The sequence below is a fragment of the Chromobacterium sp. ATCC 53434 genome, from assembly GCF_002848345.1.
Lineage (GTDB): Bacteria > Pseudomonadota > Gammaproteobacteria > Burkholderiales > Chromobacteriaceae > Chromobacterium.
On record NZ_CP025429.1, the window covers coordinates 2598687 to 2617796 of the forward strand.

16 protein-coding genes and 1 tRNA gene are annotated in these 19110 nt (G+C 64.2%); 13 read left to right on the forward strand and 4 right to left on the reverse strand.

The features are described from left to right. Position 1: 1 nt before the first annotated feature. From CXB49_RS11745 to CXB49_RS11755, 3 genes are read left to right on the forward strand one after another with little or no spacing between them, the layout of a single operon-like run. Entirely contained in the window at positions 2-412 is a 411-nt protein-coding gene (locus CXB49_RS11745; RefSeq protein ID WP_158300799.1) for a hypothetical protein, read from the forward strand. After that, entirely contained in the window at positions 409-966 is a 558-nt protein-coding gene (locus tag CXB49_RS11750; protein ID WP_101708571.1) for a hypothetical protein, read from the forward strand. The genes CXB49_RS11745 and CXB49_RS11750 overlap by 4 nt, the downstream gene beginning before the upstream one ends. Next, positions 959-1321 (forward strand): hypothetical protein, encoded by a 363-nt coding sequence (locus CXB49_RS11755; RefSeq protein ID WP_101708572.1) that lies wholly within the window; start codon positions 959-961, stop codon positions 1319-1321. The genes CXB49_RS11750 and CXB49_RS11755 overlap by 8 nt, the downstream gene beginning before the upstream one ends. Positions 1322-1380: 59 nt before the next feature. Here CXB49_RS11755 and CXB49_RS11760 read toward each other — a convergent pair whose 3' ends face one another. Next, positions 1381-2070 (reverse strand): Bax inhibitor-1/YccA family protein, encoded by a 690-nt coding sequence (locus CXB49_RS11760; protein WP_101708573.1) that lies wholly within the window; start codon positions 2068-2070, stop codon positions 1381-1383. Positions 2071-2255: 185 nt separating this feature from the next. On the opposite strand from CXB49_RS11760, the gene CXB49_RS11765 reads away from it, so the two are divergent. Then, a tRNA-Leu gene (locus CXB49_RS11765) sits at positions 2256-2340 on the forward strand. A gap of 177 nt (positions 2341-2517) precedes the next feature. Here CXB49_RS11765 and CXB49_RS11770 read toward each other — a convergent pair. Next, on the reverse strand, positions 2518-6168 hold the full coding sequence (locus CXB49_RS11770) for a PAS domain S-box protein (RefSeq protein WP_158300800.1): 3651 nt from the start codon (positions 6166-6168) through the stop codon (positions 2518-2520). Positions 6169-6214: 46 nt separating this feature from the next. Next, positions 6215-7918, reverse strand: a complete 1704-nt coding sequence (locus tag CXB49_RS11775) for a fused response regulator/phosphatase (RefSeq protein ID WP_101708575.1) — start codon at positions 7916-7918, stop codon at positions 6215-6217. Between the two features lie 629 nt (positions 7919-8547). Between CXB49_RS11775 and CXB49_RS11780 the strand changes: the two genes are divergently transcribed. The 6 genes from CXB49_RS11780 to prmB all read left to right on the forward strand — a co-directional run bounded on the left by CXB49_RS11780 (position 8548) and on the right by prmB (position 14446). Beyond that, positions 8548-9690, forward strand: coding sequence for an RHS repeat-associated core domain-containing protein (locus tag CXB49_RS11780; RefSeq protein WP_101708576.1), 1143 nt, complete (start codon positions 8548-8550; stop codon positions 9688-9690). A 314-nt stretch (positions 9691-10004) separates the two neighbouring features. Then, positions 10005-10574, forward strand: a complete 570-nt coding sequence (locus CXB49_RS11785; protein ID WP_101708577.1) for an aminodeoxychorismate/anthranilate synthase component II — start codon at positions 10005-10007, stop codon at positions 10572-10574. Next, positions 10574-10963: a lysozyme inhibitor LprI family protein gene (locus CXB49_RS11790; RefSeq protein WP_101708578.1), complete on the forward strand. Its 390-nt coding sequence runs from the start codon at positions 10574-10576 to the stop codon at positions 10961-10963. Before CXB49_RS11785 ends, CXB49_RS11790 begins: the two co-directional genes overlap by 1 nt. Positions 10964-10975: 12 nt before the next feature. Continuing rightward, a complete protein-coding gene (gene trpD, locus CXB49_RS11795; RefSeq protein ID WP_101708579.1) occupies positions 10976-12004 on the forward strand; it encodes an anthranilate phosphoribosyltransferase in 1029 nt (342 codons plus the stop codon). A gap of 75 nt (positions 12005-12079) precedes the next feature. Further along, the gene (locus tag CXB49_RS11800) at positions 12080-13456 is read left to right on the forward strand and encodes a phosphomannomutase/phosphoglucomutase (RefSeq protein WP_101708580.1); all 1377 of its coding nucleotides are present in this window, start codon (positions 12080-12082) and stop codon (positions 13454-13456) included. 87 nt (positions 13457-13543) lie between these two features. Further along, on the forward strand, positions 13544-14446 hold the full coding sequence (prmB, locus tag CXB49_RS11805) for a 50S ribosomal protein L3 N(5)-glutamine methyltransferase (RefSeq protein WP_101708581.1): 903 nt from the start codon (positions 13544-13546) through the stop codon (positions 14444-14446). A gap of 69 nt (positions 14447-14515) precedes the next feature. On the opposite strand, the gene CXB49_RS11810 is transcribed toward prmB, so the two are convergent. Then, positions 14516-15436 carry a LysR family transcriptional regulator gene (locus tag CXB49_RS11810; protein ID WP_101708582.1) on the reverse strand — a complete coding sequence of 307 codons (921 nt, stop codon included), beginning with the start codon at positions 15434-15436 and terminating at the stop codon, positions 14516-14518. A 115-nt stretch (positions 15437-15551) separates the two neighbouring features. Here CXB49_RS11810 and leuC point away from each other — a divergent pair, with 115 nt between their 5' ends. The 3 genes from leuC (at position 15552) to CXB49_RS11825 (ending at position 19001) form a co-directional block, all read left to right on the forward strand. Then, on the forward strand, positions 15552-16982 hold the full coding sequence (gene leuC, locus CXB49_RS11815; protein WP_101708583.1) for a 3-isopropylmalate dehydratase large subunit: 1431 nt from the start codon (positions 15552-15554) through the stop codon (positions 16980-16982). Next, positions 16979-17617 carry a 3-isopropylmalate dehydratase small subunit gene (gene leuD, locus CXB49_RS11820; protein WP_101708584.1) on the forward strand — a complete coding sequence of 213 codons (639 nt, stop codon included), beginning with the start codon at positions 16979-16981 and terminating at the stop codon, positions 17615-17617. Before leuC ends, leuD begins: the two co-directional genes overlap by 4 nt. A 61-nt stretch (positions 17618-17678) precedes the next feature. Then, a complete protein-coding gene (locus tag CXB49_RS11825; RefSeq protein WP_101708585.1) occupies positions 17679-19001 on the forward strand; it encodes a 2-hydroxycarboxylate transporter family protein in 1323 nt (440 codons plus the stop codon). Positions 19002-19110 lie beyond the last annotated feature (109 nt).

Genomic DNA, 19110 nt, shown 5'->3' on the forward strand with positions numbered 1-19110 from the left:
CATGCTCTCTCACAAGCTACTTGAGAACTACCGACTGCAATGCCTGGCGGTCCGCATGCTGGAACAGGCCGCGCTGGACCTGGCTTCCCAGGCGCGCAGCCCGGCGGAAGCCGGCCTGAGCAAGCAGGAGCGCTATATCAGGAACCAGGCCGTCGCCAATCGCCGCGAGGCCGAGCGCTGGCTCAGCGACGACGACGAAGCCGGGCGCGGCTTCAATTTCCGCCTGTGTTCGGCCGTCATCGGCGACCACCTGCGGCTGGACCATGTCCCGACCGAGGAAATCGCCTCCCACCTGCGCAAGGCCGTCATCCAGTCGCCGGCGGAAATGGCTCTGATCCTGAGCAATCTGCGCAGAAACATGATGAACGAAACTTCGCCGATGGCGGAGCCCGCCCTCAGAGCAAGCATATGAGCGTCAAGAAGCTGAATATTTTCGACTACAACCCGTTTTTGCTCGACGAAGACCAGCGCAACCACGCCGATCCGCTGCGGGCGGCGAAACCAACCCTGGTCGGCGGCGCCGCGCTGTCGCACGGCTCCTTCGTGCTGATCGCCCGGCTGGGCGGCTTCGCCCAGCTCGGCCGCCTGGTGGTGCGCGCCTTTCTGCGCCAGGACGGCTGGCGGCTCACCACCCGCGCGCTGGTCAGCGAACATCATGAGCACCAGGATGAAAAATGGCATAACGGCATCATCGAACAACAGGACGTGCTGCAGGACTTCGGCTGCTATTCCAGCTATATCGCCCGGCCGGAAAACATCCAGTGGCATGAGACCGTGCTGCGCCACCAGTCCCGCTGGCACGGCTCGCTGGACATGATACGGCTGGTCGAATTCCTCAAGGCCGGCAATCCGGCCATGCACGCCGGCGCCGTCCAGGAAGCGGAGCGCGATCTGCGGGCCTGGTATCGGCATGCCGCCGGCGCCTCGCTGCCGGAAACAGACGACAAGCGCATGCTGCATGTTTGAGTCCCGACGCGAAACGCTGGCGTTCGAACTCGCCAGACCCTTCCTGAGGTCGACGACGGCGCGCGCCGTCGTCGAACTGTCGTCGCCGGCCTGCGCCCGCACCGTGGTGAACCTGACGCTGGAACGTTTCGATACCCGCGGCGTCTTTCTGTCCGCGATCGAGCATCACATCGCCTTCGACGCGCTCGACGCCGCCTTCATGATCGATCACGGCAGCCACGAAGACCTGCGCATCCTGCTGCAGCAATGCCGGCGGCAATTGCGCCGCGCGCTCCGGGAGGTCCCGGCCGCCGACTGCCCCGATCAGGCAGAACTGGGCCGCATCCTGTCGCTGCCCTGGATCCTGGCCGCCTGAGCCGGAAACAAAAAAAACCTCCGCGTCGCCGCGGAGGTTTTTTCATTGCCGAAACCGTGTCAGTCGCGGTTGCCGCCAAAGGCCAGCAGCAGCTGCAACAGGCTGGTGAACAGATTGTAGATGCTGATGTAGATCGACAACGCAGCCGAGATATAGCTGTTCTCGCCACCATCAACCACCATCTTCACCTGCCACAGAATCATCAGCGAGCTGAACAGCGCGAAAGCCGCGGAAATCATCAGCTGGAAAGCCGGCATGCGCAGGAACAGGTTGGCCACCACCGCCACCATCAGCACGATCGCGCCGACGGTCAGGAAGTTGCCGAGGCCGGACAGGTTGCGCTTGGTGGTGCTGGCGATGCCGGCCATCACGAAGAACACCACCGAAGTGGCCGCGCCGGCGGTCATGATCAGCTGGCCGCCGTTGGAGAACTTCAGCGCGAACTGCAGCAGCGGTCCGAGCAGCACGCCCATCATAAAGGTGAAGCCCAGCATCAGGAACACGCCCAGCGAGCTGTAGCGGTTCTTCTCGATGGCGAACACCAGGCCGTAGAACACCGCCATGATCAGCAGCATGCCGATGATGGGGCTGCCGGCCAGAAAGGCGAAACTCATATGGGTGCCCACGATGGCGCCCATCACGGTCGGTATCATCGACAGGCCCAGCAGGCCATAGGTGTTGCGCAACACCTTGTTGCGCGCATCGGCCATCGGGGTCGATTGATAGGCCGTCTGAAAATCCGGGTGCATTGTGACGCTCTCCTGAGTTGTGTTGTGCTGGAATCGCTTGGAATTGTAAGCAAGAGACCATGGCCAAGGGAATAAGTTTCCGTTTCCCGCCCGGACTTGTCATTCATCATCGCCTGCGCTATGATTCCGCCTCTTCCGTGTATTGCAGATGCGGCCAGCAGGCCGGTTTTGCAAGTCCCCGGATTGCGAGAGTGGCGGAATTGGTAGACGCACTGGATTTAGGTTCCAGCGCCGCAAGGCGTGAGAGTTCGAGTCTCTCTTCTCGCACCATCTAGACTTTATCCTTAGGCGGCCCAAACCGCCCGCAAGGCGCCAAAAACTGCAAATAAAGACTTGCAGGCAATTCGCCAATTCACAACAGCCCGCCCGAAGCCCCTGCTTTTCAGCTGCTGGTTGCCCCAAACGGTCCCGCCGCCTGTCCCAAGCGCGCGATGGCGGCCCACTGCGCTAATCGGCATTGGCCTCCAGCCAGCCGCGAGCGGCGTCCAGCACCCGTTGCAATTCCCGTTCCGAGCCGTCCAGCAGCGTCGCCAGCTCCCGGCGCCGGCCATGCCTGGCCGCATCCTCCAGTTCCCGCAGCCTCTCAACCAAGGCCTGCGCGCCGAAGGAGCCGACGCTGCCGCGCAATGTATGCACCCGGCGCGCGCCCTCGACCAGCTCGTCCGCCTCCAGCGCCTCCCGTATCTGGCCCAGATGCTGCCCGCCGGTATCGATCAGCAACTGCATCAAGGCGCGGACCCGCCCGCGCGCGCCATCGCTGCCGCTCGCCAGCAGCATCAGCTCGGCGGAGAATATCGGCGGCGGCCCCGCCGGCGGCGCCGGCTCCGCCGCGCCCAGATGCCGGGCCAGCACCGCGAACAGCTGCCCGGCCTGAATCGGCTTGGCAACGAAATCGCTCATGCCGGCATCCAGGCACTGCTGCTGCTCCGCCGGCGACACGGCCGCGCTCATCGCGATGACCGGCAGCGTCAGGCCCAGTTCCCGACGGATCAGCCCGGCGGCGGCGTCGCCATCCAACTCCGGCATTTGCCTGTCCATCAACACCAGCGCATAGTCCCGACCGTTCTTGCGCAGCATTTCCACCGCCTGCCGGCCGTTTTCCGCCACATCCACGCGCAGGCCGGCCAATTCCAGCATGCCGCAGGCGACCTCCCGATTGATCTCGTTGTCCTCGGCCAGCAGGATGCGGGCACCGCCGAAATCCGGCGGCGCCAACGCATCCCCGCCGACCGGACTCCCGCGCCGCAAACCGGCCAGCCGCAGCGACTCGGCCAAGGCGCCGGTGGTGACCGGCTTGGCCAGCACGCCATCGGCCAGCGCGATGTCGACCGCGTGATCCAGACTGTCCCTGTCGTCGGCATTCACCATCACCACCAGGCGCAACTCGCTGCCTGGCCAGCGCCGCCGGATGGCCTGGCACAGCGCCAGCCCGTCCTGCCCCGGCATCCGCCAGTCGACCAGCACGGCGTCCCACGCCGCCACGCCCTCGGCCTCCAACAAGGCCAGCGCCTCGGCGGCGCCGGTCACCGCGCGCGCCTGGCAATCCAGCCGCCGGGCATGATTCAGCAAAGCCCGGCGACTGTCGGCGTTGTCATCCACCGCCAGCAGCTTGCCCACCTCGCCGCAATCCGGCCGCAAGGCCGGCGATTCCGCCGGCGTCAACGGCAGGCTGAAGCTGAAGCGGCTGCCCTGGCCCGGCTGGCTCTCGGCGTCCAGCCGGCCGCCCATCAAACGCACCAGATCGCGCGAGATCGCCAGGCCCAGGCCGGTGCCGCCAAAACGCCGCGTCGTCGATGAATCGGCCTGGGCGAAGGCGGTGAAAACCTGCTCCAGCTGCGTCTCGCTCATGCCGATGCCGGTATCCCGCACCGAACAGCGCAGCAGCGATCCGTCCGCGCCGTCTTCCCGCTCCAGCGCCACCCTCACCTCGCCGCGCTCGGTGAACTTGATCGCGTTGCCGGCCAGATTCACCAGCACTTGCTGCAAACGCAGAGCGTCGCCGTTCAGCGACGCCGGCACGTCGGGACTCACGTCCAGCACCAGTTCCAGCGGCTTGCGCGCCGCGTTCATCGACATGATGGCCGCCAGCGTTCCCAGCACCTCGTCCAGCTCATAGCGGGCGTTGCCGACTTCCAGCCGGCCGGCCTCGATCTTGGAGAAATCCAGAATGTCGTTGAGAACGGACATCAGCGCGCGGCAAGAGACCTGGATCATGTCCAGATATTTGCGCTGGGTGATGTTGAGCGAGGTGCTGGACAACAGCTGCAACATGCCCATCACCCCATTCATCGGCGTGCGGATTTCGTGGCTCATATTGGCGACGAACTCGCTCTTGGCCCGACTGGTGTTCTCCGCCTGCTCCTTGGCCAGCTCCAGCATGCGCTTGGCCTCGCGTTCGGCGCTGATGTCGCGGGCGATACCGACAAAGCCGGACAGCCAGCCGTCCTGCCAGATGCCCGTGAACACCAGGCCGACCGGCACGCCGCTGCCGTCCTTGCGACGGTAAGTCCACTCCCGGGAAAAACTGCCGCCAGAACGGGTCTTCTCGACGAAAATGTCGAAACCCTCGACCGGCCTGCCCAGCTCCTCGGCCAAGACCCGGCCGTACTCGTCGATCTCTTCCTGCATATGCAACGCCATCGGCGTGGACAGCCCCACCAGCTCGTCCGCCTGGTAACCCAGCATCTGCTCCGCCCCGGCATTGAACACCGTGATGACGCCGCGCAGATCGGTGGCGACGATGGCGAAGGCGCTGGCCGAATCGATGATGCCGCGCAGCCTCGCCTGCAAGGCCTCCTTCTCCCGCTCCGCCTGCTTCAGCGGCGTGACGTCGGTGACGAACAGATAGAAGCCGTCGACCCGGTCGCCGTCTCCATGCGGCACGTACTGGGCCAGCAAATGGTGCTCGCGCCCGCTCAGATCGATGATGCAGCGCTCGGCCAGGCTGGCCTGCCCCAGCAGCGCGCCCTGGATATAGGGCTGATTCAGCTGGAAGCGCTCCTCCCCGGTCACCTGCCGCAGATGCTTGCCCCTGACATCCTCTTCGCCCAGCCCCATCCAGTCCAGATAGGCGCGATTGGCGAACACATTGCGCAAACCCTTGTCCCAGTAGCTGACCATCGCCGGCATCGAATCCAGCACCCGCGGCAGTTCCGACTGGACATCGCCGCCGTCGCCCCAGCCCGGTTCCGGACTGCCGGCGTCCCAGCACAGGCCGACCACCCGCGCCGGCCGCCCGTCCCCGTCCGGCTTGATCTCCGCCACCAGATGCAAGCGGCGCTCGCCGCCGGCGCCGTCGACGACGCGGCAGTCCCAGCCCGGGGCCACCGCCGCGCGGAAATCTCCATCGAACAGCAAGGCCCAGCGCGCCATCTCGTCCGGATGCAGGCAGGCCCGCCAGCGCTCGGGCGACGCGGACTCCGACTCGTCGACGCCATGCAACTCGCGCATCCGGCCATCCCACGACAGCTTGCGGCCGACAATCTCCCACTCCCAGGTGCCCAGACCAAATGCCGCGGCGGCCAGCGCCAGCCTCTCCTCCAGCGCCGCCGCCCGCCCCCGCTGTCGCCTGAACTCGTCCGCCTCCTCGACCAGCAACGAGAACGCGCCGTCATCCAGCCTGGCAAGCCTCAACAAGCGCCATTGCGCTTCGCCGTCCCTGGGCAGCAGACGCGCCTCCAGCCGGCACTCGGTCAGCTCGCCGCGCGCCAGCCCCGCCAGCGCCCCGCCGGCCGCCGCCCAGTCGTCTGCATCGCACAGCTGGCCGAACGGCCGTCCCAGCAGATCCTGACGCGAATACCCCAGCCATCCGCACAGGCGGCGATTGGCCTCGATCAGCCGCCACTGGCCATCCAGCGCGCCGAGACCGACGGCCGCGTTCCCCAGCATGCCGCTCAAGCGCCGGCGCTGCCGCGAACCGCGCCATCGATCCAGCCAGACGATCAACAACGCCGCCAGCGCGAATCCCCACGGCCAGCCGGATGCGCCGCCCGAAACGCCGCCGGCATGGGCGAACGTCGACTCGACGGCCAATGCCGCGGCCGCCGTCCACAACGGCGGCGAAGGAAGACAGCGGCTCGGCGACAAATGATCGGGCACGGCAACAGCTCCAGAAAGACGTCGGCGGCGCCGACGCGGGGACCACTCACAACAACAGGAATTCAGCTTCCACCTCGTTACCGTGCCCGCGGTACACAAGCCGCGAACACAGCGCGCGCACCAATTCCACGCCCCGCCCATGCCGGCGCTCACCGGCGCGTTGGCCAAGCCGCTCCATCAAGGTGTGATGGTCGAAACCGGCGCCGCTGTCGCGCAACTGGATGCGAATGCAATCCCGCGCCTCTTCGCTGCGACGCTCCAGCTGCAATGCGATCCAGGCCTCTTCCAGCGCGGCCAGCTTCTCGCGTCGCGACGTGAAATAGCGTTCATAGCCATCCGGCTGCTCCTTGAGACCGGGGTCCAGCCCAAGCACGCCGTGATCCAAGGCATTATTGAACAATTCGGATACCACCAACAGCACCTGCTTGAATTGCCGGCCGCGCAGGCCCAGCTGATTCAGCCAGCCTATCAGCAAGGGAATGGCCTGATCCCGTCTCAATTCGGCGGCATTGAACTCCATCCTCACCAGCCAATTGCTCAACTGGCCGCCATCCTCCCGCCCCAGATGATCGGCCACGCGATTCAGCGCGGCGTTGACCCCGGCCTCCAGGCTCACCACGCCCAGCGAAATGTCGTCGCGGTTGGCCGCGCCCGCCAGATGCCCCATCACCGCCAACCGTATCGCATCCAGCGGCGCCTGCCGTCCGCCGCCGGCCATCGCCTGCAGAATGCGCGGATTGCCGAACTGCTCGCCCGCTGCGTTTTCCGCCTCGGTCAGGCCATCGGAGCATACGACCAGTTGGCCGCTGACATCCCAGAAATACGATTCGCTGCCCCAGCGGAATTCGCCGGCATCGAGAATGCCCAGCGGCGGGTACTGAGACCGCCATTCCTTCAACAAGCCGCCCTGCTCCGACACGAACATCACGCAGGGGATGCCGCCGTTCCAGACCTCGATGCAACCAAGCTCCCAATCGATGGTGATCAGCGCCGCCGCGACGAAACGCCCGACCGGCAGCAACCGGTTCAGTTTGGCGTTGATCTCGCGCGCCATCGCCGACAAGGGGAAACCGCGCCGCGCCATCGCGTAGAAGATGTCCACCGCCGGCAGACAGGCCAGCGCCGCCGACAGGCCGTGGCCGGTGCTGTCGGCCAGCATCAGACACAGCTGGCCGGCCGGCGACAACGCCCGCGCCAGCACATCGCCGCTGAACTGCTCGGCCGACAGCTGCCAGCTGGACACGCCCGGCAGATCCAGCTCCTCGCTGCCGACGATGCTGTCCAGCACATGCTTGGCGAACAGTTGCTCCCGCTCGTTGCTGTTGAAATAATTGAGCAGTTTTTTCGAATCGGCCGAGATCCGGCTCTGCATCTCGCTGATGCGCTGCATCACGCGGATCTTGGCCGCCAGCATGGTCAGATTGATCGGCTTGGCCAGGTAGTCGTCGGCGCCGATGTCCAGACTGCTGATATGGGCCTCCTCGTCGCTGCGGGCGCTGAGGAAGATGATGGGCAGCCAGCGGCTGCCGCAAAGCTGGCGGATCTGCCGCGTGGCCTCGTGGCCGTCCATCACCGGCATCATCATGTCCATCAGGATCATGTCGGGCAGCTGCAGGCGGCACTGCTCCACCGCCTGCAGGCCATTCTCGGCATACGCGACGGCATGGCCCATCTCCTCGATCACCAGGCCCATCAACAGCCGCGTCGGCTCGGCGTCCTCCGCCACCAGCACGGTAAACCTATGCTCCATCGCCGCTCCCGCTCAAGTGGGACGGGCTCCGCCCGCCGCCACATCCCAACGCCATTGCCCGGCGCCGGACTTGAGAAATGAATCCGCGCCGCGGCCGCAAAAATACATGCGGTTGCTAATGCGATATGGCGCATAAGGCCTGCACTGTCAAACCGGCGCGCGCGAGCCGCGCCGTAGGAAGGTTCCGACTTTAAGCGGCAAAGAGGGAAAAACCGCCCTGCTGGAATAGCTTGATCGGGCAGCGGCATATTTTGATTGTGCCTATCTCGATAATAGTTCTATCTGAATAGGTATTCCGTCGCGCAAATAGACGATGAGCAGGCACTCAGCTCAAAAAGATGGTGGCAGACCATCATGCCGCCGCTGTTTTTATGGCCACGCCCATATCGTCGACAACAGGACCGGCTCCCCTTCCCGCCATTACGCCGGCATGCCGGTCTTCAATTCGGGCGCCTTGTTCGATGGCGACTGCCTTTCCCGCAGTTGGAGGGGAACGGCGTCCGCGTCGTGTCCCGCAACGGCAGAGACGACACGCCAAGAAAACGGAAACGATAGACCGCGCGATCTCTTTCCACTGAGCGCCCGAACGGCATGCGCCTCGGTGGAAAATCACGATTCCGGAGATAGAGATGGACAACAGCGTGCTCGGATGGAACGGGGAGCGTCTCGACCCGGTCAGCGGCGCGACCCACCTGGGCAACGGCTACCGGGCTTACAGCCCGGCGCTGATGCGATTCCACTGCCCCGACAGCCTGAGTCCGTTCGGCGCAGGCGGCGTCAACCGGTACGCCTACTGCGCCGGCGATCCGGTCAACCGCGCCGATCCATCCGGCCACCTGAGCTGGCAGGCCTGGACCATGATAGGCCTGGGCGCCACCGGCCTGGGGCTCGCGGCGCTCACAGCCGGGACGTCGATTGTCGCCTCCGGCGGGATCATCGCCGCGCTGGAAAGCGCCTCGGCCATATCGCTGGCGATAGGCGGAGCGGCCGCGGTGGCTGACGCGGCCGCGATAGCGAGCGGAATCTTCGAGGAGAGCAATCCGAAGGCGTCGGCGATATTGGGCTGGGTGTCGTTCTCGGCAGGAATGTTGTCGCTGGGAACCGGGCTGGCCTTCGCCGGGCAAAGGCTGCTGGCCGCCCGCGACACGATGACGATGGGCCTGGACAGCGAGTTCCGGTTTATCACCTCCCTCGGTCGCACGTCGAGAACCAAGCCGCCGTTCAATACAATGATGTCGGTGATATTTGCAGACGTATTCAAGCCCTCCGCGGACCAGCTCTACCGGAGATTGAATATCTGGGCGCATGGGCGAGAGCTGGACCGCATTTGCATCGGCGGGAAGCCATCGACCATAGACGAGTTGATTGACCGGCTGGTCGAAGAAAATATCGATATAACCGATTACAACGTCGTCAGATTCATCACATGCAATTCGGCCGATCTGGCGCGGGCATTCACGGAAAAGACATCGATGGCGGCGACGGGTTTCCTCAAGGATGTCACCGTCCGCGGGCATGCCGTCAGCGCATTAAAACGGATATCAAGACAGACACGTAAACTCCCAAACACTGGGGCAGAACTACGTTTTACACAGCTCGCGGATCTATATCGCGACCACGCCATACTTTCGGGCATCGATATTCTCGAAGACCGGGAATTTTTCCGCGTCATCAGCGGCAGTCCCGTATCCTTCAGAAGCCTGCCGGAGCAAGAAGAGATCATAGAGCGAGTAGACGGTTATCCGCCGCCGGGATGGTCAATGGAAAACTAGTCAACTTCAAAACAATCAACCTTGCTTCGCGGCGACGCTGCCGGGAACGGTACAGGCTCGATGCCGGGAACAAACCGCAGCGGCCCGGTCCAATGGCCGAGGCCGGCTATCCGGCAACGGTGCCGTCCGCCCCATGGCAAAGAATCTGCATGGCGGTTTCGGGAGCTCCCGGCGTCGGGCGCGATCGGGTATAGTAAGCTTCATGCTCCCCCGCCTCCGAAGGCCCGAATCAAGCAAGCAAAGGGATATATTTGGGGGTATCAAATAGCTGGCCAATCTCTTGAAGCCAGTAAAATCAAGGGTTTAAGCTCAATATGCTATTGATGATCGACAATTACGACTCCTTCACCTACAACTTGGTCCAGTACTTCGGCGAGCTGGGCCAGCAGGTGAAGGTGTTCCGCAACGACGAAATCACGCTGCAGCAGATAGAAGAACTGCAGCCGAAATACCTGGTGGTCTCCCCCGGCCCGTGCACGCCCAACGAGGCAGGGGTATCGGTGCCCGCCATCCTGCATTTCGCCGGCAAGCTGCCCATCATGGGCGTCTGCCTGGGCCACCAGGGCATAGGCCAGGCCTTCGGCGGCAAGGTCGTGCACGCCAAGCAGCTGATGCACGGCAAGGTGTCGCCGGTCAGCCACAACGACGTCGGCATGTTCCGCGGCCTGCCCAACCCGGTCACCTGCACCCGTTACCACTCGCTGGTGATAGAGCGCGAGACGCTGCCGGACTGCCTGGAGATCACGGCCTGGACCGACGACGGCGAAATCATGGGCGTGCGCCACAAGACGCTGCCGGTAGAAGGCGTGCAATTCCACCCGGAATCCATCCTGACCGAGCACGGCCACCGCATGCTGGACAACTTCCTGAAGGAATTCGCCTGATGCGGCCGCTGGCGATGTTGCTGGCCGCGCTGCTGGCCGCGCCGGCCTGGGCCGGCGCGCTCGACGACTGCACGCAAAAGCAGGCCGACACGCCGGCGGTCGCCGCCTGCCTGAAACAGCGCCACGACGAGGCGCACAGGCAGTTGACGGCGCTGGAGGACAAGGCGATGGTCGCGATGCGCCAGCTGGACGCCACCACCGACAACCGCTACCACGCGGCGCGCGCGCTCAGGCGCGCCCAGCAGGCCTACGAGGCCTACCGCCGCCAGCAGTGCGACTGGGTGGAGGCCGGCTACGCCAGCGGCAACGGCGCCGGACGCGCCCGCCTGGCCTGCGAAATCGACCTGGATACGCAAAGGCTGGCCGAGCTCGGCCGGCAAAGCTCATAGGAATACCGCACGATGATCAGTCCGCAAGCGGCACTGAACCGTCTTATCGACGGCAATGAACTGTTTTACGACGAGATGCTGGCGCTGATGCGCCAGATCATGCGCGGCGAACTGACGCCGGCGCAGACGGCGGCCATCCTGATCGGCCTCAGGGTCAAGGTCGAATCGGTATCGGAAATCGCCGCCGCCGCCACCGTGATGCGCGAATTCGCCACCCATGTGCCGGTGGCCGACCGCGGTCACCTGGTGGACACCTGCGGCACCGGCGGCGACAAGTCGCACACTTTCAACATCTCCACCACCGCCGCCTTCGTCGCGGCGGCGGCCGGCGCCCGCGTCGCCAAGCACGGCGGCCGCTCGGTATCGTCCAGTTCGGGCAGCGCCGACGTGCTGGAGCGGCTGGGCGTCAATCTGCAACTGACGCCGGAGCAGGTCGGCCGCTGCATCGACGAGATTGGCCTCGGTTTCATGTTCGCGCCCAACCATCACAGCGCGATGAAGCATGTGGCGCCGATCCGCAAGGAGCTGGGCGCGCGCACCATCTTCAACATTCTGGGGCCGCTGACCAATCCGGCCGACGCCGACAATCAGCTGATGGGCGTCTTCCATCCCGATCTGGTCGGCATCCAGTCGCGGGTGTTGCAGCAGCTCGGCAGCCGCCACGTGATGATCGTCCACGGCTGCGACGGCCTCGACGAGCTGACGCTGTCCGGACCGAGCCGGGTGGCGGAGCTGAAGGACGGCGAAATCCAGGAATACCAGCTGGAGCCCGGCGAGTTCGGCCTGGCGACATGCGAGCTGAAGGCCTTGCGCGCCGACACGGCCGAGCAGTCGCGCGACCGTCTGCTATCGGTGCTGGACGGCGAATCCGGCCCGGCGCGCGACATCGTGCTGTTCAACGCCGGCGCCGCGATTTATACCGCCGATATCGCCCCAAGCCTGGCCGACGGTGTTACCATGGCGCGCGAAGCGCTGGACAGCGGCAATGCCCGCCGGAAGCTGGATCAGCTGGTCGCCCTGAGTCACAAGCTCGCCCGCTGAATTCAAGACAAGGACAGCGGCGCGCCACCCGCCGCCGCTCTTCTTCAACCGCATCGAAACCGTGCTGAAACCATCATGACCAAAATATCCAAAGACATCTTCAAGGCCTACGACATCCGCGGCATCGTCGGCAAGACGCTGACCGCCGCCGTCGCCCGCCAGATCGGCCAGGCGGTGGGCTCGGAAGCCCGCGCCCGCAAGGTGCAGGCTATCGTGGTCGGACGCGACGGCCGGCTGTCCGGTCCGGAATTGTGCGAAGCGCTGGCCGACGGCATCCGCGCCGCCGGCGTCGATGTCATCGATATCGGTCGCGTGGCGACGCCGGTGCTGTATTTCGCCGCCCACCAGCTGGGCACGCTGTCCGGCGTGATGGTCACCGGCAGCCACAACCCGCCCGACTACAACGGCTTCAAGATGATGCTGGCCGGCGACACGCTGGCCGGCGACGACATCCAGCGGCTGTACCAGCGCATCGTCGACGCCGAGCTCGACGACGGCGCAGGCGGCTACAGCACCGCCGACGTGGCCGAGGACTATTTCGAGCGCATCACCTCCGACATCAAGCTGGAACGTCCGCTGAACATCGTGGTGGACAGCGGCAACGGCGTGGCCGGCGCCTTCGGCCCGCTGCTGTACCGCCGCCTGGGCTGCAAGGTTCGCGAGCTGTTCTGCGACGTGGACGGCACCTTCCCCAACCACCACCCGGACCCGGCCAAGCCGGAAAACCTGAAGGACCTTATCGAGGCGCTGCAGAAGACCGACGCCGAGATCGGCCTGGCCTTCGACGGCGACGGCGATCGCCTGGGCGTGGTCACCAAGGAAGGCAACATCATCTGGCCGGACCGCCAGCTTATGCTGTACGCCGCCGACGTGCTGGAGCGCAATCCGAAGGCCAAGGTGATCTTCGACGTCAAGTCCACCCGCCTGCTGAAGCCGTGGATCAAGCAGAACGGCGGCGTGCCGGTGATGGCGCGCACCGGCCACAGCTTCATCAAGGCCAAGATCAAGGAGACCGGCGCGCTGTTGGCCGGCGAGATGAGCGGCCACGTGTTCTTCAAGGAGCGCTGGTACGGTTTCGACGACGGCATCTACACCGGCGCCCGGCTGCTGGAAGTGCTGTCCCGCGTCGAGGACCCGAGCGAGCTGTTGAACGCGCTGCCCAACGCCGTCTCGACGCCGGAGTTGAACCTGAAGATGGCCAAGGAAGGCGAAAACCACGCGCTGATCGCCAAATTGCAGGAGTCGGCCAAGTTCGACGACGCCGAGGAAGTCAACACGCTGGACGGCCTGCGCGTCGAATACAAGGACGGCTTCGGCCTGGCGCGCGCCTCCAACACCACGCCGGTGATCGTGCTGCGCTTCGAGGCCGACGACGAGGCGGCGCTGGAGCGCATCAAGGGCGATTTCCGCCGCGTGCTGGCCACCGCCACCGACGCCAAGCTGCCGTTCTGACGCATCGCGGCCCGCCCGCGCGGCCGCCGCGACACATTGCCAGGGGACATGGCCCAGCCATGTCCCCGTTGTATTGAAAGGAATCCCATGTACCAACTGGCCGCCAGCCACTTCACCACCGCGCGCGACCTGCTGCGCTTCGCCGTGTCGCGCTTCAACGAAGCCGAACTGACCTATGGCCACGGCACCCACAACGCCCACGACGAGGCCGCGTATTTGATCTTGTCGGCGCTGCAATTGCCGATAGACACGCTGGACCCTTACCTGGACGCCAGGCTGCTGCCGGAGGAGGTGGAGCGCGTGCTCGAGCTGATCCGCCGCCGCGCCGAGGAAAAGGTGCCGGTCGCCTACCTGACCAACGAGGCCTGGCAGGGCGAGTTCAATTTCTACGTCGACGAGCGCGTACTGGTGCCGCGCTCCTTCATCTACGAGCTGCTGGGCGAACCGCTGGCGCCGTGGATAGAACACCCGGAACTGGTGCACCGCGCGCTGGACCTGTGCACCGGCTCCGGCTGCCTGGCCATCCAGCTGGCCCACCACTACCCGGACGCCGAGATCGACGCCGTCGACATCTCGCTGGACGCGCTGGAAGTGGCGGCGGTCAATGTCGAGCACTACGGCCTGCAAGACCGGATCAATCTGGTCCACACCGACATGTTCGAGGGGATAGAGGAAAAGTACGACCTGATCATCTCCAATCCGCCCTACGTCGACGCCGAATCGGTGGAGGAACTGCCGGAAGAGTATCTGCATGAGCCGGAAATCGCGCTCGGCTCCGGCGAGGACGGCCTGGACGCCACCCGCGAAATCCTGCGCCGCGCGCCGGAATTCCTCAACGAGCGCGGCGTGCTGATCGTGGAAATCGGCCACAATCGCGACATGCTGGAAGAGTGCTTCCCCACCCTGCCCTTCATGTGGATGGAAACCCAGAGCGGCGACGGATTCGTCTTCCTGCTGACCCGCGAAGACATTGTCGACGCCGGCATCTGATCGGACCGCAAAGCCGCCAAAACCAAGCGTTTGGCGGCTTTTCTCATTTATCCCGCGGCCCGGCGGAGACTACCAGGCGCTCCGCCCTCCCGCGCTTGGCCGATATGGCTCGAAATGTTTGTCCAGGTGACTGACGAAGGCCCTCACCTTGGCCGACAGATTGTTCTTCATCGGATAGACCGCGTGAATGTCGGCCGCCGGAAATTGCCAGTCGCCAAGCACTTCGCGCAATCGGCCCGAGCGAAGATAGGGCGCGACGTTCCATTCCGAGCGCAACAATATCCCCAGCCCGCGCAATGCCCAGTCGACAGCCACTTCTCCATCGTTGGTCGATACCGTCCCGCGAACCTTCACATTGGCTTGCGCAGTCCCGGAATGAAGGTGCCACGCGCCATAGGTCTCATCGCTTTCGCGAATCACGATGCAGCGATGACGCTGCAGATCGATCGGAGACGCGGGGATGCCGAAACGCTCCAGATAGGCCGGCGACGCGCACAAGAGACGGCGATTGCTGGCGATCCTCCTGGAGGTGATGCGGGCATCGGGCAATTCGCCGAATCGGATGCATACATCGAATCCCTCTTCGATCAGGTTGACCGGACGGTCGGACAGGCATAGCTGCACTTCGACATCGGGATGAAGTTCGGCGAAATCCGCGATGGCGGGAGCGATGAATTGCCGGCCGAAACCGAAGGTCGCGTTGACGCGCAGCAGTCCCTTCGGAACGGCCTGTGCGCTGGCCAGCCTTTGCTCCAGCTCCTCCAGTTCGCCAAGAATCTTCCTTCCCTCCGCCAGATACAGCTCGCCCTCATAAGTCACCGCGGCGCGTCTGGTGGTGCGGTTCAACAGCCGGATGCCCAGCCGCGCCTCGAGATTGGCCAAGCGCCGGCTGACGGCGGCGGTGGATACGCCAAGCTCTTGCGCGGCGCCGGACAGCGTCCCGGCCTTCACCACTTCCATGAAAAAAGCGACGTCGGATACCGAGCTCATTTTTGCATCCAAGTTAAAAACAGTTTGATATTTTCATTATTGTACAAAAATTTGCAATCAAATAACTTGCCTCTGAGGAAAGCCGTCCCGCTTTCAGCATCATTGGGAGACAAGAATGACCGCATTGCAAAGCGCGCCCCGGACGCTCTACCGGAAACTGGTCGAGACCCACACGGTGGCGCGGCTGGATTCGCAGAACGTGCTGCTGTTCGCCGATCTGCACATCATGAACGAATACACCAGCCCGCAAGCCTTCGCCGGCCTGGCCGAAGCCGGCCGCGACGTCATGCTGCCTGGCCAGAACGTAGCCGTGGTCGACCACATCATCCCCACCCACCCGGTGGCGATCCGCATCATCGAGGAGCCGAACTCGGCGCTTCAAGCCTCGAATCTGGAGAAGAACTGCGCGCGCCACGACATCCCGCTGTTCAATGCCAACGACCGTTTCCAAGGCATCGAACATGTGATCGCGCCGGAACTGGGCATGATTCGTCCCGGCATGGTCGTTCTCTGCGGCGACAGCCACACGACGACCTATGGCGCCCTGGGAGCGCTGGGTTTCGGAATCGGCACCTCCGAGGTCGAGCACGTATTGGCGACCCAGACCCTGGTGTATCGCCTGGCGCAGACCATGCGCATTGATGTTGCCGGCCGTTTGCCGCCAGGAACGACCGCCAAGGACCTTATCCTGCTGATCATCAAGCGGATAGGCGCGCACGGCGCGCGCGGCCACGTCGTCGAGTTCTGCGGCGAAGCCATTGACTCGTTGACGGTGGAAGCGCGGATGACCTTGTGCAATATGGCGGTCGAGGCCGGCGCGCGCGGCGCGCTGATCGCGCCGGACGCGCTGACGCTTGAATACGTCGCGAGCCATTGCCCCGATCTGACCGGCGCCACGCTGGATGCCGCGAAGGCCGATTGGCGCACCCTGCGTAGCGACGATGGCGCCCGCTTCGACATCGAGCTTGAATTCCAGGCCGGCGACGTCGAGCCCTACGTCACCTGGGGCACCAGTCCCGACCAGTCGATTCCGATCAGCGGCCGCATTCCCGCCATTGCGTCCGCGCCGGAAGGCCCCGGCCGGCTCACCATGGCGCGGGCGCTGCGCTACACCGGCCTGGCCGAGGGCGCCCGGCTGGAAGGACTGCCCGTGCAACGCGTCTTCATCGGCTCCTGCACCAATGCCCGCATCGAAGATTTGCGCGCCGTCGCGCAAATCGTGCGCGGGCGACGCGTGGCGCCTTCGGTGCGCGCCATGATCGTGCCTGGCTCCGGCGAAGTGCGCCGCCAAGCCGAGAAAGAGGGTTTGGCGCAACTGTTCATCGAGGCCGGCTTTGAATGGCGCCAGCCCGGCTGCTCGATGTGCCTGGCCATGAACGACGACGTCCTCGCCCCCGGCGAGCGCTGCGCCTCCACCACCAATCGCAATTTCGAAGGCCGCCAAGGCCGGGATGCGATCACCCACCTGATGAGCCCGGCGATGGCCGCGGCGGCCGCCGTCACCGGCTGTATCACCGACGTTCGTAAACTGGGAGCTCAAGCATGACCATTCAAGCCCGCATCGAAGGCATGGCCGCGCCGTTGCCGGTCAGCAATCTGGACACCGATCAAATCATGCCGAAGCAGTTTTTGCGGCGCATCGACAAAGCGGGTCTGGCGGAAGGCCTGTTGTACGACATGCGTTTCGACGCGGATGGGAAGCCTCGCCCCGAATTCGTTCTCAATCAAGCGGAATACGCGGCGACCGAGATCCTGGTCGCCGGGCCGAATTTCGCTTGCGGCTCCAGCCGCGAGCATGCGGTCTGGGGCTTGCAGCAATACGGCATCAAGGCGGTGATTGCGCCGAGTTTCGGCGAAATCTTCTACTCAAACGCGATGAACAACGGCCTGATGCTGGTCGCGCTCGACGAGGCCGATGTCGACACCATTCTGGCCGACGTCTCCAAGCCGGAACACAGCCGGCTGGTGATCGACGCCGCGTCGATGAGCGTGCGCAGCAAGAGCTTGACGGCGTCTTTCTCGCTGTCCGAGCGCCATCGCCGGATGTTTCTGGAAGGCCTGGACATGATAGGCGCCACCCTGGCCATGCAAGAGCAGATCCGCGCCTTCACCGCCGGGCATTGGCGGCAGCGGCCTTGGCTGAAGGACATCGCGTCAACGACAAAAAACCGTTTGGCGTAAGCGGAGCGTCCTGTCGGGCTCGTCCCGGCAGCGCCGTCAGGCAATATTCGAGGAGACAAAAATGCACATAGAGGAAACCGTTTCAAACGAGCCGGCAGACAATGGGCTCTGGCGCCAGCTGATGGCAATGCGCATCGGACCGCTCCCCCTGCCGCTCTATCTATCGCTCGCGGCGATTGTGCTTGCGGCCGCGCTCAAGCATCGCCTGCCAAACGACCTGATCGGCGGTCTGGCCGTCATGATGTTGTCCGGCATGCTGCTGGGAGAGCTGGGTAACAGAATTCCCGTGCTCAAGCATATCGGCGGCTCGGCCATCCTCTGCCTGTTTGTTCCCTCGGCCTTGCTGGGATACAAGTTGTTCGACCCCGACATGCTGAAGGCGCTGACCACGGCGATGAAGACGGCCAATTTGCAATATCTGTACATTTCATGCCTAGTGGTCGGCAGCATTCTCGGCATGAGCCACAAGGTTCTGGTGCAAGGTTTTTTACGGATGTTCATTCCGCTGTTAGTGGGCACGCTGGGAGCCGTGGCCGCGGGCCTGATCGTCGGCATATTGTTTGGCTACACCGCTGAGCACACCTTCTTCTACATCATCATTCCCATTCTCGGCGGCGGTATCGGCGAGGGAATCCTGCCGCTTTCCATTGCGTATTCCGAAATCAATCGTATCCCGCAGGCGCAGATTGTCGCCACGCTGATTCCGGCGGCGCTGATCGGCAATGTCGTCGCCATCCTGCTGGCCGGGCTGCTCAATTTTTATGGCAAGAGACGCCCGCGGTTCAGCGGCAATGGCATGCTGGTTAAAACCGGGGAGGATCAGGCCTTGCTGGCCGCGCGGCACGAGGCTCCGATCAATTTGAGCCTGATGGGGGCGGGCCTGCTCCTGACTTGCGCCTTTTTCACGCTGGGCGCCTTACTTGCGCCGATCACCGGCATCCCGGGGCCTATCCTGATGATTATCGGAGCGGCGCTGCTCAAGGTGAGCAAGATCATGCCGGCGCATATGGAGCTGGGCGCCTACCAGATGTACAAATTCATGACGAATAATTTGACATTCGCCATCCTGGTCGGACTTGGGACCCTCTTCGTTCCATGGAATCAGATGATTGCCTCCGTCACCGCCGAATATGTTCTGCTCTGCGCGGTGATCGTGATGTCCATGGTGGCCAGCGGCTTCGGCATCGGCCTCTTGCTGAAGATGTATCCGGTTGAATCGGCGATTGTCACCGCATGCCACAGCGGCCTGGGCGGCACCGGCGACGTGGCGATTCTGTCGGCCGCCAATCGGATGGAAATGATGCCCTTCGCCCAGATTTCCACCCGTATCGGCGGGGCATCGATGATTGTTCTCGCCACGCTTCTGATGAAGTTTTTCCATTAGCAAGGAACCGTTGACGTACGCTAAGCCGGCCCAGACGGTGCAAGCCGCACGGCGAGGACATGGAAACGGCGACGGGCGCCCTCAGGCATCCGCCGCCGTTCGACTGCCC

What these genes read in the sequence shown, in the direction of transcription:
- leuC (WP_101708583.1), top strand. Translation starts at nt 15,552, where the DNA reads ATGACCGCATTGCAAAGCGCGCCCCGGACGCTCTACCGGAAACTGGTC.
- CXB49_RS11800 (WP_101708580.1), top strand. Translation starts at nt 12,080, where the DNA reads ATGACCAAAATATCCAAAGACATCTTCAAGGCCTACGACATCCGCGGC.
- CXB49_RS11825 (WP_101708585.1), top strand. Translation starts at nt 17,679, where the DNA reads ATGCACATAGAGGAAACCGTTTCAAACGAGCCGGCAGACAATGGGCTC.
- trpD (WP_101708579.1), top strand. Translation starts at nt 10,976, where the DNA reads ATGATCAGTCCGCAAGCGGCACTGAACCGTCTTATCGACGGCAATGAA.
- CXB49_RS11745 (WP_158300799.1), top strand. Translation starts at nt 2, where the DNA reads ATGCTCTCTCACAAGCTACTTGAGAACTACCGACTGCAATGCCTGGCG.
- CXB49_RS11775 (WP_101708575.1), bottom strand. Translation starts at nt 7,918, where the DNA reads ATGGAGCATAGGTTTACCGTGCTGGTGGCGGAGGACGCCGAGCCGACG.
- CXB49_RS11785 (WP_101708577.1), top strand. Translation starts at nt 10,005, where the DNA reads ATGCTATTGATGATCGACAATTACGACTCCTTCACCTACAACTTGGTC.
- CXB49_RS11810 (WP_101708582.1), bottom strand. Translation starts at nt 15,436, where the DNA reads ATGAGCTCGGTATCCGACGTCGCTTTTTTCATGGAAGTGGTGAAGGCC.
- prmB (WP_101708581.1), top strand. Translation starts at nt 13,544, where the DNA reads ATGTACCAACTGGCCGCCAGCCACTTCACCACCGCGCGCGACCTGCTG.
- leuD (WP_101708584.1), top strand. Translation starts at nt 16,979, where the DNA reads ATGACCATTCAAGCCCGCATCGAAGGCATGGCCGCGCCGTTGCCGGTC.
- CXB49_RS11790 (WP_101708578.1), top strand. Translation starts at nt 10,574, where the DNA reads ATGCGGCCGCTGGCGATGTTGCTGGCCGCGCTGCTGGCCGCGCCGGCC.
- CXB49_RS11780 (WP_101708576.1), top strand. Translation starts at nt 8,548, where the DNA reads ATGGACAACAGCGTGCTCGGATGGAACGGGGAGCGTCTCGACCCGGTC.
- CXB49_RS11760 (WP_101708573.1), bottom strand. Translation starts at nt 2,070, where the DNA reads ATGCACCCGGATTTTCAGACGGCCTATCAATCGACCCCGATGGCCGAT.
- CXB49_RS11750 (WP_101708571.1), top strand. Translation starts at nt 409, where the DNA reads ATGAGCGTCAAGAAGCTGAATATTTTCGACTACAACCCGTTTTTGCTC.
- CXB49_RS11755 (WP_101708572.1), top strand. Translation starts at nt 959, where the DNA reads ATGTTTGAGTCCCGACGCGAAACGCTGGCGTTCGAACTCGCCAGACCC.